Here is a 13,511-nt window from a genome sequence, read left to right on the forward strand (position 1 = left end):
TTACCAGTAAATTCCGGAAAAATTCTATACAAAATCTGAAAAATAGGACTTTTGAACCAGGTTAGAATGCCCATGCACATCTTCGACATCGATACATCTCCCATCCCCCTTTCCATGCTATACTGATTACAACAATATTCTTATTGTGGAGTGGTTCATTTGTTTGTGAAACGCGAGTTTTATCTGGCCAACTTCTCCGAATTTCGGTTTTTCTGCTTTCCGGATTCCGTCGGCAACTTCAACCGGCCTGACAAGCGGGAACATGATGTCAACCGGCCTGAGGGCGTGCGCGATTACAGTCTTCATTATATAGCGGAAGGCAGCGGCACACTGGAGCTTGACGGGGAGGTCTATCCGCTCAGGGCTGGTGACGCCTTCTGGCATGTGCCGCACGAGCCCATGCGTTACTACAGCTCTGACGATGACCCCTGGAACATCTACTGGATGCAGTTGTACGGCAGCATGCTGCCGACGTTTGCAGCGGAGAACGGCTTTCACCACTCCAGCATCTGGATAACCAAAGACGGAGAGCTGTTGCGTCATGCCTTCGACGAGCTGCTCGATGAGATTGATCAGCACAGCTTCCTTCGCCCCTCCCGCATCGCCGCTCTCGCGTATGGCGTATTCATCGAGTTTCTGACCAACTCTATCCCCTTTTCCCACTATCGCAGCGTCGATAATGTCGAGAAGATTATTGCCTTGCTGCCGCAAATGCAAAAAAAAGCCCATCTGCCGTTTGTACTGGACGAATGGGCCAAGAGCGCCGGATACACGCCTAATTATTTTTGCACGCTGTTCAAAAAAGTGACGAGAATGACGCCTGTCGCCTATATGACCAAGTGTCGGATCCAACTGAGCAAGCATCTGCTCGTCAAGCAACCGCTCATCCCGATCAAAGAAGTCGCCATCACCTCCGGCTATCCCGGATTAAGCTACTTTAACAAGAAGTTTATGGAAGCCGAAGGGATGACGCCGGGCGCATTTCGCGGCCGGTACATGAACCGCTAAAGACGCGGTTTTACGCTCTGAACGCTGAGGCCAGCAAACGGTACACGAGGGCAGCAGCCTGGGCTCGCGTAGTCTCCCCGTAAGGCGAGAAGCTGCCGTCTTCCATGCCGTTCACAAGCCCCTCCCGCCGCAGCCGTGCCACGGCGTCGACTGCATAGGCGGCAATCGCCGACTCATCCGTGAAGTCGCCTGCATGCTGTTCTGTTCCGGTCTGCAAGTTCAGTAAAGTGAGTGCTCTGTCGACCATAACGGCCATATCTTGCCGGGTGATCGTCGCCTGGGCTCCAAAATAACCGTCCCTCTGCCCGTTTACGAGTCCCAGCCTCGCTGCGGAAGCAATCGCCCGGTAATGCCAGTCCCCCTCGCGAGAATCCGCATAGGATGCCTCAGCTTCCAGATCCAGCAAATCAAACGCACGGACAAGCATAGCCGCAAATTCGGCTCGCGTGACCGATCCATGCGGGTCAAAGCGCCGGTCGCCGATCCCCTGGACGATATCTCTGGCGGCTAGAGCCGACACTGCCTCCTGGGCCCAGCTCAGGCGCTCCATATCGGCGAATGCCGCCGGGCGGTGGACCGCCGCGAAGGTGCCCTTACGCATGCCATGAAGCTCGATATAGCCTTGATCCGCATCATACCAGGCGTTTTTGACGACAGTCGCCGTGCCGTCGTCTGCCACCGCATAGAGCACAACCTGAACCGGCGCCTCCCCGGACCCCAGTACATACGGCAGCTGCAGACGGACCAGCCCGTCGGTCAACGATCCCTTGCTCTCGTCTTGCAGCGCTGCATCGACACGATAGGCGCTGCTCGCCCCCAGCAGCTGCTGCATCTCTCCCGGCAATGCGTCAGGATCGACAATGCCGAGACGAATAACCATGACATTGTCTGCTGACTGCCGCACCGCCGCTCCGTCCAAAGCAAGCGTCAGGTCATCGGTCTGAATCAAGAGCTTATGCAGACGTTCCTCCGGATCTACACCGGGACCGACAGCCAGCCGCAGGCGGAGGCCGGCTTGATCAAGTCCGAAGTCCACGCTGACCGTCACCACACCATCGGCTGCTGCCGTGATCGCCTCCTGCAGATCTTGCTCCATTACAGTCGCCTCCGGGACGCCATCCGCACCTGGGACAATCTCCACTCGGATCACAGCACTAACCTCAACTTGCGGCTCTGTCGGCGGCGTGACCGGCCCTGGCGGCATCCATGTCGGTGGACCTGTTGGCGGATGTACAGGTGGATCCACCGGCGGGTCGACCGGACGAGCGGTTACGTTGACCGTGCTTTGCGCTGTGTAACCGCCGTCGACCGTCGTTGCGGTGATGGTTGCATCCCCAGCCTTATGGGCCGTGACCAGCCCCGCCGCGTCGACCGACGCGATGTCCGGATCACTGGAATGCCAGACGACTTGCTTGTCGGCCGCGCCTGCCGGCAGCACGATGGCAGAGAGCCTCACCGCTTCGCCCTCCTCCAGCTTCAGCTGCTCCCTACTAAGCGAGACGCCGGTGACGGCGATGCCGACAGCGCGAATCTGCAATTCATAGGACGCGCTGCCATAAAGCGGGATGACGCTGCCGTCCTCACCCGTCGCCACGATATCCTCAAGACGGATCACGCTAGCGGTATCCTCGGTCAGATCGACGTTGGCCTGCAGCCGCAGCTTGAGGATCGTATGCTCGCCATCCGCGCCTGGCAGATAAGCGGGGCTTGCAGCTGACTCTGCAGCATCGGACGCATCGTCAGCATCGGACACTTCGGTTTCACCAGCAGGCTGCTCAGCCTCAGCCTCGGCAACCGCTTCAGCGTGATGTTCCTCGCTCTCCTCTGGATCGGTTACGTCCTCTGACGTCTCAGACGTTTCCGCCCCGTCATCCACGGGCACGTGCTGCTGGTTCTGCGCCTGCTCCGGCTGCGACCAGGCGCGTGTCCCGAATACGAAAGCAACCTTGCCCACAGCGGCATCTTCGGTATCCTCCCGCATCTCCGGCCACGCCTCAGTCGTCAGTTCCGAGTCCACATAGCTTAGTTGTCCGGGGTCAAATGTCAGAGTAAAGGATTGGCCGAAGATATCCTCCGTCACATGCAGCAGACTGACGGACAGCTCCACCGTCTCTCCCCGATCCGCCTGCTCTGGCCCCTGGAGAAGGAATCCCCGCCGCTCCAGCTGCTCGAGGGCGTCGAGGAGCAAGCCGGTCCCGGTGTCGACAGCGTCCTGTCCCGCTGCCAGGTCGGCGTAGACAGCCTGCGCCTGCGCCAGTGCTGCCTCCACTGCTGCTGTCGAAGCTGCAGTGTAACGGAGCGGGTCGATGGCCGAGGCTTTGCCGATGAGCAGCTCCAGCAGCGTTTTGTCCGTGACGGTGCTGAAAAATTGCAGCTCCGCCACATTGGCATTTTGTCCTTCATACCGCAAGAAACGGTAAGGGGCACTGTCGGCTACCCGGACGGCATGCCAGACCGCGCTGTCAATACCGCTGAAGCTGTAGAGCGTCGTATAATTAACGCCATCAAGAGATCCTTTCAGCATCCCGCCGTTCATCCGGGCATGATTGCCGCTGCGCGGCAGGAACTTGATGACATCCACCTGGGCTGTCTGGCCTTCGCCAAGATCGACCCGAACCCAGCCATTGCCTGCATTGGTCGTGTCGGGCGAGGTTCCCGGATCGCCGTCGAAGGCAGCCCAGGCATTGTCATTCTCAGACTCGCCCGTACCCCACTTCCGCGAAGATGCGGTTACCATCGCTTTGGTAATCGTCAGCTTGTTCTCATCGGTATAGAGCGTATCCCACGGCGTAAGCGCGCCCTCCGCCACGGCAAGCTCGGCTGCAAGCGACTGCTTGTCGGCGCCGGGCGCCTGCATCGCTGTCTCGATACGCTGCAGTTCCTGCGCATAACGGTGATAGCTGCCTTGGGTGAAGTCCGCAGCCCGCCGGACATCCAGCGCCACATGCAGATCCAGCGTATGCGTCACTGTGAACACGCCGTTCGATATCTCGAACACGGCTTGGTGACTGCCGTAGTCCGCTTGTCCCGGCGTCCAGGTCAGACGCTGCGATACTGGACTGAACTGCGCTCCGACCGGCAGCTGGATCGCCTTCATGACCAGTGCCTTGCCGGCCCCGTCGGACGCTTCTACCGTGTAGGTGAACGACTGTCTGGCCGTTAGCTCCCTCGTCTCTTGAGGCGCGACCGCCGGCTCACCGACGACCGTCAGGACGAAGGTCCTTGTCGAAAGCAGCTCTCCCGACTGGGCAGTGAAGGTGATCGGATATATCCCGCCCTGACGATACCCAGGTGTCCAGCTCAGCGTCCCCCTCGCTCCATCGAACACCGCGCCCTCTGGCAGGTTCGCTGCGCGATACTCGACATCGCCCGCCGCATGGACTAATTCCAGCGCCAAGGCAAACGGCTCTCCGGCGACAATGCTCCGATCCGGAACGGGCTTGATGACCGGCATGCCCTCGATAATCTCCAGATCCTCCAGCACGTCCTGCAGCGCGCCGGCCAGCTCATCCACCTCGGCCTGGCTTGCCGGTTGGGCTGCCTGTGCTTCCTCCACCTGCTGAGCAAGCCGGACATAGGATGCTTCGGTATATACGCCTGCTTCCACGGCCGCCTCCGCTTGCTCCAGCAGATAGCCGAGCAGCGTCGTGTCGTACGTCTCCGCATGAAGCTCCAGCTCGGCAATATTAGTATGGCCTCCGTGCCCATCATAATAGCGGTAATAGCGGTAGGCAGTCGAACCCTCCACCGGTTCGGCGTACCACTGCGAGAGCGTGACACCGCTGATGGTGTGCAGATTCGTCCAGCTATTCCCGTCTAACGAGCCTTGAATGATACCGCCGTTGATGCGGTTCACCGTATTGCTGCGCGGATGGAAGCGAACATAGCGAATCGCCTGCGGGCTGCCCAGATCGGCTCTCACCCAGCCGGTGCTGGTTTGTGTATCCGCTCCGGTGGCCAGATCCCCGTCGAAGACACGCCAGCCGTTCTCTACTCTTGTATCCGCAGAGCCCGGGGGATTGGACCAGATATTCGCAGAGGCGATGACCATGTCCCTGCTGATGGCCAGCTTCTCGAATAAGGTTGCCTCCCCCGCATCATCGCGCTCGGTCAGATAGGTCTGCTCCAGCGGCACCAGCAGCCCGGCGATCCTGTACAGCTGCTCCACCAATGCCGGGACATCAGGCCCGGGTGCGTCCAGCTCCGTCTTGATCCGCGCCAGCTCGGTCCGGTAGAGATAGAAGCTGAGCCGGGTGTAATCCCTCTGCCGGTAGCTCTCCGCTCTTGCGAGCACCTCCTCCAGCGTATCTGCGCCTACCGCCGCGGCATAGAACGGCTGGGCCGATCCGTCCGCATGAACGGGGAGCAGCTTGTAGTAGGCAGTGCCGTGACGCAAGACATCCTGGTAGGTCGTGTCGCGAAGATCTTGGGCAATAAGTGTCCATGGCGAGCCCTCCACCGGCTCGGCGCTGCCCGGCGTCAGCTCGGGGTCGAGCAGGCTTGCCTCGGGGTCCGCCGTACGGTACAAATGGAACCGTGAGGCTTGCTTCGGCTTGTTCCAGTGCAGCGTGACCCGATCCTGCTCCTTGGCAAAGAACAGCGTGATGCCGCCTGCAGGAGGGGCGTCCGTCTCCACCTCGCTGAAGCTCGCAGACCCCGCAGCCGCCAAGCCGATATAATGCGCTCGCGTCAATAATGTAGGCAGCCCGGTGACGTACTGCCACTCCGCCCCGTCGGCCGACACGAAGGCGTGGGCCATCTGCGTATCGTAGTCGTAGGCGAGCTTGAGGTGCGGATAGTCTGCGACAGTATACCCCTGCAGCCCGGCATCGTACGGACTGATGGTACCAGCCGCCCAGGTGACGAACGAGTTGCGCGTCCGGTTCTGCAGCACCAGCCGGCCCTCCTCATCGGCTCCGAAGTACACGTAGCGGGACTGGTCTGTCGTCAGACGGTCTCGCAGCAGCAGACCGCTGGCCGCCCCGTCGGCGCTGTCGATCCTGGCGCTGATCGAGCTGTTGCCGCCTGCTACCTGACTCACATAATGCAGGGAGTCGCGGATATCCCGCTTGAACAGGTGGTAGTCATCGTACTGCTCTCCCTGGGCCAGACCGTCGCCATCGGCGCCCGTGATCACGATCATCGATCCGCCGTCACGGACAGCAGCACTGCCTGCTGTCGTCCCGATCCGGTCATCGCGCCACCCTGTCGGCACCGCCCCGGAAGCCGGCTGCGTCAGATCCGCCTTGGCGCGCCACGACTCCCAGCCCTCGCCATGCCGGTTCACCCCGGCCACCTTATAATAGTAAGTTTTGCCGTTTTGAGCTGTGGTGTCTTTATAATAGAAACCTTCCACACCCGTGGCGATCGTCGTATAAGGCCCCTGCTCCGACTCAGACCGCTTGATGGTATACGTCTCTGCTCCTGCCGCGATCTTCCACGACAGGCCGGCATAGCCGTTGCCTGCCAGCGCGTTGACGACGTCGACATGAGACGGCTTGGGTTCGGCTTCATACGTACTTCCCAGCTTCAGCACCAGTGTCGATCGGGGGCCGATCGTCACCTTGCCGTCCGCCACCGGAACCAGCTGCTCAGACACAAGATCCAGCACCGAGCTCCCCGCAAAATCAGACGGCAGCTCGACCTCGAAGTCATCCTCATTGCCATAGGTGTCGCGTGTCGTATTGAAGATGAAGAAGTACTCGCCGTAGCGGGCCGTGAGCAGATCGGGATAGCCGGAGTAAGGCGTATCGACCTCCAGATTATCCCGCACGACAGTGCCTACGCCAGGTTGATAGGTGATCGGCACCTCCTCGCCGACCAGCGCCTGCTGCGCCCCGGTCGTATGGGCTGCTCTGTCGATCTGGAAATCCCAATCGACATTATGCGGCCGGATCGAATAATCTTCGTATCGGAACTTGTTGTTGGTCGCTACCTGCACGATCCGATCATACGCGGAGGTGACCACATGGAGCCGGCCATTGCTTAAACCTCCGCGATTGCGGAAGTTCAAGGCGCCTAAGATCCGTACATCGCCGTCCCGCATCGAGACGTAGAGGTTGTCGATATCCGTCCAGGCGAATTGTTCGTAATCTGCGGACTCCACCCCGAGTGCAACGAGCTCCCCCGCTGCATAGTAGTCGAAATCCGTATGCGGCAGCACGACGCCGGCTTGCGCCTGCCCTGCAAAGCGCGGGTAGTCGGCCCGTCCGCCGGTAATATAATGGTAGCTCTCTCTGAGCAGATAGTTGATGCCGCTCATCGTAGCTGTACTGCCGAAGTCCCTCCTCGGGATCAGCTGCCGATCCGCCATCTGCTGCTGCGCATAACCGACGGCCTCCCTGGCATAATCCCAGTACACTTCCCACTCTGGTCCGCTGTAACGTTCCTCGTGATCGGCCATCAGCTTCTCCAGATACGCCATTTGCAAGGTTATGCCTGACCCGACTCTGGCGCTGTATGCAGCGAAGCCCGCCAGGGAAGGTCCGCGCTCGTCCGTCATTTGCTCGGTAACCGCTATTCGGTATCCGTCCTGCAGCGAGGTGTACCGGACGTACCCTCGCGCATGGGCAGATCTCAGGATCGCCTTCAGGATGCGGTCATTCGTCTCCTCCTCGTCCGGCTTATTCCAGGTTTTGTAGAAGTAGGACACCAGATAGTTGACCGCTTCGCCATAGTTGGCGACAAAGCCGTTCTCACGGGTCAACCCGCCCTCTGTCAGACCGTAGTAGTGCTCGCCGTACGGCTTTCTTCTCACCACCTCGCCATCGTCGTCCAGCTTGCTCTGCGCCAGTCCCTTGCCGATCTTGTATACATAATCGTCCGTGAACTCCGCCGTGCCGTCGTGAAGGAACAAGGAATGATACAGATCCAGCTCTTCGCCCGCCGGACCGACCAGCACCTCCTCGCCCAGGAACGGCTCGATGCCGAGCGATTCCAGCAGGATCTGGCGGCTGCGCTCCGGCCCCTCATAGAAGTCGGAGCCGATGATGCCCAGCCCGACATGGGCTTCCCACGCCCCTTCATAGGTGTAGAGCATCTGATTGTAGATGTAGGAGAGACGGGTGCGGGCAAAATCGAAGTTGGCCTTGAGCGTCCGCTCCCAGGCCTCGCGCCGGGTCAGCTCGCCGCCTTCCCAGTCCAGGCTGGCCAGTACGTGACGGCCGCCCGCACCGTCGATATCCTCGCTGCCTGTCCCGGCGTCGAACGGCTCGTCCAGATAAGCTTCAAACGCTTCCCGGCCGTACACGTCCTCATCGAAGATCAGCTTCTCCGCAATATACAGCGCTTCGCCCAGCGCGCCGTAATAGCCGCCCCAGTCGCCCTGGTGGCCGCCCCGCAGCACCAGCCGGTAATTGTTGTAGTAATCCTTGACATGATTGTCGATCGTTTTGAAGATCCGCTCCAGCGCAGCCCGCTTCTCCGCCGCCGACTGGGCGGGCGACCAATCATATTTCAATACATTGGCATAGAACTTCAACTCATCCTGATATCGGATGATCGACAGCTTGCCGCCCGGACCCGCGTCGACCTTGCTCGAGAGCGCCAGGAACTTGTCGATCTGCTCCTGGATATATCCGTCGACCAGCGCCTGCTTCTCCGCCTCTGTCGTCGGGTCCGGACGGAGCAGCCGTTCCGGCGTCTGCTCGGGCGTGAGCTTGTAGCCCTGCGGCTCGCCTGTCACGTCAAGGTAGGCCTGGGTATGGGTATAGGCTTGGTAGAACCCCCTTGTGCTGGCGGTGAGATTGCCCGACGGATTGAGCGGCCGGATCGTCAGCTCGATCGTCTCCTTGCCTGAGGTCGCATGCAAGGGCAGCAGGGAGGTATGATAATAGAACCGGTTCGGCAGTTGCGCATTGATCAGCTCCGTATGATCGCCGTAGGAGATAAATCCGATCTGCTCCCCGTTGATAAGCAGCATCGTCTTGACGGAAGCAGCTTCTCCCGCAAATTTGACGGTGAAGTAATTACGCTGATGGGGATCGACCTGCATCGTGAAGATCAGATCGCCCCCATGCGGGCCTGCAGGCTCGCGCGGATGAGACACGCGGGCCCGCTCCCCCAGCAGCCCTGTCGTGACGGTCGTATATTCGCCCCGAAAATTGTGAGCGTTTTCAGAATGCTCATTGCCAAAATCGATCTTATCCAGCAGCCCGTTCTCATCCATGGCACGATTCACGGACGCCCCCCGATCCCCGTGCTCCTCTTGCCCTGCCAGTGTCGCGCTGAAAGGTTGCAGCAGCAGTGCTAATGCCAGCAAGACGATCCCGCCTTGCTGTACCAGCCGCCGTCCGCCGCCAGTCTGAATAAGCCACTGTCGAATTGGATGCTCCACGCAGTTTCCCCTCTTCTCTTGCCTGCAAGCCCTGCCTGGACGGCTAGGACTTGCGGCTGATTGATGTGCTGTCTTCATTTCATGGCAATGCTGTCTGTCCAGGGTCCGATCTCGATATGGCCGGTTGCCGGGTCCGTCACCTTGACGCCATTGACGAACAGGTCCTCGATCTCGATATCCTCCACCCGCCGCTCCGCATCGTATCCGGCGATAAGCGACGGCACGATGCCGTTGGCGCGGCAGCGGATGCCGGAGAAACGGATACCGCGGATGCCTCTGCCCGGTACCGGGTTGTAGGCCGGATTGCGGACGACACGCAGATCCAGCAAGCGGCCCAGTTCGAACGGCTCGATGCGGATATCGCTGCAGACAATATCCCGGACCAGGTTATTGTCGCCTGCATTGATCGCCAGACAGCCGCGATAATCCTCCTGCGGCTCGTGATGCTCCAGGATGTCCACGTTCTCGAAGCGGATCTGTTCGATGACGGCCCCCTCGCCCGTATGATCCCCGTGCGTGCCGATATTGACCGGATGCGCGACATCAGCCCACAGCACCGCGTCGCGCACTGTAATCCGGCGGGTATCGCCGCGATAGTCCCAGCGGTCCGCATAGATGGCGATACAGTCATCGCTGTTGCGCATGAAGATATCCTCGATCTCGATATCCTCGCACGCCATCATATCGATGCCGTCCGACCAGCCGCGCGTGCTGAACGACTCGAAGTCCGAGATCCGCACGCCTCTGCACCCGCCGAGATAGATGCTGTAATGCGGCGGATCGACGACGGTGATGCCGCCGATGGAGATCGACTCGGCTGCGATCAGCCGGATGCCGCGGAACGCGGAATAGCGGCCGAAGTCCGCCAGATAGATCATCCCCCGGCCGCGTATCGACACGTCTGTGACCCGGTCGCACACGAAAGATCCGGCGACCGCCGCACCGCCCGCTACATAGGCAGAGGTACCGGACGGGAGCCGCAGCAGCACCTCCTCGATATGGTGCGTCCCGGGGGCAAAGTACAGCATCTTCCGTACGCCGGACAACCGTCCGAGCAGCTCGTCCGTCCGATGGATGCCAGGCTCGATGAGGACGACAGCAGGGTCGGTCGGATCCGGCTGATCTTCATCGATCGCCTTGGCGATCAAGTGCAGATTGTGGAACCTGTCCCCATCGATCTCCACCGAGAGCTTCGCGGGACGGACCATCCGGAAACGGATCACGCCATCCTCGCCGAGATGCGGCCGGATGCCCCGGGCAGCGGGCCGCACCTCGACCGTGGCGGGGCGGTCCCGATGACAGACAATCTCGATCTCCACCTCCCCGGCGAAGTCAAAGCGAGCCAGTGCGGCTTCACGGACGTCGTGCATGTCCACCTTGACGTTCATCGCTTCCGCTTCCCTCCATGACCCCCCGGCACTCCGCACGCGCACGGTATAGTCCGGACTGACCGGCAGTCCCGGCGGTACGGCATAGACTTGCAGTGCTTGCGATGCCATCGTTCCCCTCCTTATAAGCGGCGCACGGCGCGTTGCGGCCGTGCGCCGGGTGATCCTTGCTCTACCGTGCTGCCTGGAACGCTTGCAATTGGGTTTGCAGCTCGGCCAGGTATTGATCCATGCCCGCCGACTTCAGCTGTTTTCGCACTTCCTCCAGATCCTTGTCGATATCGTTGCTGATCCCGGAAGCGAGCGGCTGGATGTACTGGGTTCTGACGGTCTCCAGACTCGACGTCTCGGCGGCCAGGCTCGCCGTATTGAACACGAAGCCCTCATACGGGTCGGTGCCGTTGCTCTCGGCAAGCGGGGGACCTTCTTCGTTGACGAGCTTGTTGTAGATCGCCTGCCACTCGCCGGGGTACCTCTCCTGTGGCTGCATGTAACCGTCATGAAGTCCTGTCCAGCCCGGCTTGCGGTTCTTGTCGTCGATGCCCTCGAAGGTAACGGCGCCGTCTTTGAAGCTGTAATTCTCGCCCTCTACGCCGAATTGCAGCAGATTGTAATACGTCTGGTCCGTATGCGCCAGCTCGATCAGCTTCAGCGCCGTTTCCGCATGCGCGGAGTGCGAGCCGACGGAGATCATCGTCGTCGTACCCGCCGACATCTTCGGCAGGAACACCTTTTGCGGGTACATATCGAATACATAATCGAACCAGCCATATTCAAAATCCGGATACGTCGCTTTGAGCGCGCCGATGTACCCGTTGCTCACCGCACCGAAGTGATTGTTGAACTCCAGCGGCTTCTGGTCCGCTTTCATCAGCTCCAGCGTTTTGCTCGTTTCATTGCCTTGCGCAGCCAGGATATCATGGTCGACGATGCCGTCCTCGTACCATTGCTTCGCCTTCAGCACGACCTCCTTGTACTCCGGCGTATCGTACATACTGACAACATTGTAAGGATCGTCGATCGGCGCTACGCCATAATATTGGGTGACCGTATGGTACGTACCTCCAGCGATCAGCGTCCACAGGTTGTCGGCGAACCGCTTGTCGTTGAGCATCGGTACGTTCGGATACGCCTCCTTGGCCTTGTACAGGTATTGCTCCAGCGTATCCAGGTCCTTGATCTCCGGCAGCCCCCACTCCTTGCGCAGGTCCTCGCGGTACAGCATGCCTTCGCCGCCCGCCCCGGGCTTGCCGTATTGCGGGATGCCATATACTTTGCCGTCGATTTGCACGCGATCCAGCGAGCCTTTGTAGTGCGCGACCAGATCCGGCGTCTGCTCCAGCAGCGGCGTCAGATCGGCAAAGGCGTTTTTGGCTGCGAAGGAGCTGAAGTCGGACCAGGCTCCGCCGACATACAGGTCGTACTCCTTGGCTACGATGGCGCGGCTGATCTGGTTCTTCTCGTCCCCCCACGGGACGAAGTCAAACCTCACTTTGGCATTAAGATCCCGGATCGTCATCTCATCCAGCAGCTTGTAGAAATTGTCCATGCCGCTCGCCGGCTCGGTCCCCATTGTGATCGCTTTCAATTCGACGATCTGCGCTGGCGGCGCCGGCTTATCTCCTCCGGTGTCGGTTCCCGGCGTCGTGCCGCCGTTATTGCCGTCGGTGGAGCAAGCGCCTGTTACCCCTACCGCTGCAGCCAGCACAGCGGTCAACATCCATCTGCTGCCTCTCTTTGCTTTCAACACAATCCCCTCCGTATTCGCTTCTATTCATCTATGAGTAGCCCGCTCGGCGCCGATGGACGACGCTGCGGGATAAACATCCGTCTCAGCCGGAGCGGCGCGCGCCCCGACGCTTAACCCTTGACACTGCCCATGACCAGTCCGCTGACAAAGTAACGCTGCGCGAACGGGTAGAACAACAACACGGGTCCCGTCGCCAGCATCGCCGTCGCTAGCTTCATCGTCTCGCTCGGCAGTTGCTCGACGATGACCTGCGAATCCCTGACCGCGTCGGTCACCCGCGAGAGCATCCGGTACAGCAGATACTGCAGCCCCCACTTATCCTTGTCGGAGATCAGATAGAGCGAGTAGCCGAACCAGTTGTTCCAGTAGCCCAGCGCGAGGAACAGGCCGATCGTCGCCATCGCCGGCTTGGAGAGCGGTACGATCAGCTGCCAGTAGATCCGGAAGTCGCCCGCGCCGTCGATCCGTGCCGATTCGATCAGCGAATGCGGGATCCCTTTGATGAAGTTGCGGAACAGGAAGACGTTGAACGGCGTCATCAGACCCGGCAGGATAATCGCCCATAGCGTGTGGTTCAGCTGCAGCACATTGGCCACGACGAGATACGTCGGGATCATGCCCCCGCTGAAAAGCGTCGTGAAGTAGACGTAGAACGCCACCTTATCGCGATGCTTGAAGTCTGGCCGGGACAGGATATAGCCGCTCATCGAGGTCGTCAAGAGGCCCAGCACCGTACCGGTGACAGTCACATAGATCGTCACCAGGTAGGCGTTGGCAATCGTACCTCCCAGCGTCGAGAAGACGATCCGGTACGCATCCAGCGTGAACAGCTGCGGCCAGAGCGAGTATCCCTTCAGGACGACCTCCGACTCGCTGCTGAACGACCCCGACAGCATGAGCAGGAATGGCAGCACGCAAGATGGCGGCCACGGAGACGATCAGGATGGCGGCGGCGTCGAACACTTTGGTCCCCGCATCCATCCGGATCGTATTGCTTCGGTTGGTTGAGTATCGTGCCATGGTTGATCCA

At 60.2% G+C, this 13,511-nt stretch carries 5 protein-coding genes; 1 reads left to right on the forward strand and 4 read right to left on the reverse strand.

Going from position 1 to position 13,511, the window contains the following annotated elements; genetic code table 11:
* Positions 1 to 165: 165 nt before the first annotated feature.
* Positions 166 to 1,008 (forward strand): helix-turn-helix transcriptional regulator, encoded by an 843-nt coding sequence (locus tag ABC336_RS10475; protein ID WP_413242483.1) that lies wholly within the window; start codon positions 166 to 168, stop codon positions 1,006 to 1,008.
* A 10-nt stretch (positions 1,009 to 1,018) separates the two neighbouring features.
* Here ABC336_RS10475 and ABC336_RS10480 read toward each other — a convergent pair whose 3' ends face one another.
* The 4 genes from ABC336_RS10480 to ABC336_RS10495 form a co-directional block, all read right to left on the reverse strand.
* Positions 1,019 to 9,343, reverse strand: a complete 8,325-nt coding sequence (locus ABC336_RS10480) for an S-layer homology domain-containing protein (RefSeq protein ID WP_413238616.1) — start codon at positions 9,341 to 9,343, stop codon at positions 1,019 to 1,021.
* 74 nt (positions 9,344 to 9,417) lie between these two features.
* The gene (locus ABC336_RS10485; RefSeq protein WP_413238617.1) at positions 9,418 to 10,842 is read right to left on the reverse strand and encodes a glycosyl hydrolase family 28 protein; all 1,425 of its coding nucleotides are present in this window, start codon (positions 10,840 to 10,842) and stop codon (positions 9,418 to 9,420) included.
* A gap of 61 nt (positions 10,843 to 10,903) precedes the next feature.
* On the reverse strand, positions 10,904 to 12,478 hold the full coding sequence (locus ABC336_RS10490) for an extracellular solute-binding protein (protein WP_413238618.1): 1,575 nt from the start codon (positions 12,476 to 12,478) through the stop codon (positions 10,904 to 10,906).
* A gap of 113 nt (positions 12,479 to 12,591) precedes the next feature.
* Positions 12,592 to 13,395 (reverse strand): carbohydrate ABC transporter permease, encoded by an 804-nt coding sequence (locus ABC336_RS10495; RefSeq protein WP_413238619.1) that lies wholly within the window; start codon positions 13,393 to 13,395, stop codon positions 12,592 to 12,594.
* Positions 13,396 to 13,511 lie beyond the last annotated feature (116 nt).

Origin of the sequence: Paenibacillus jepli (assembly GCF_047238105.1) — a bacterium.
In the GTDB taxonomy this organism is placed as follows: domain Bacteria; phylum Bacillota; class Bacilli; order Paenibacillales; family Paenibacillaceae; genus Paenibacillus_D.

Bases quoted from the DNA above. Each gene is read 5' to 3' on its own strand.
- ABC336_RS10485 (WP_413238617.1), bottom strand. From the start codon at position 10,842: ATGGCATCGCAAGCACTGCAAGTCTATGCCGTACCGCCGGGACTGCCG.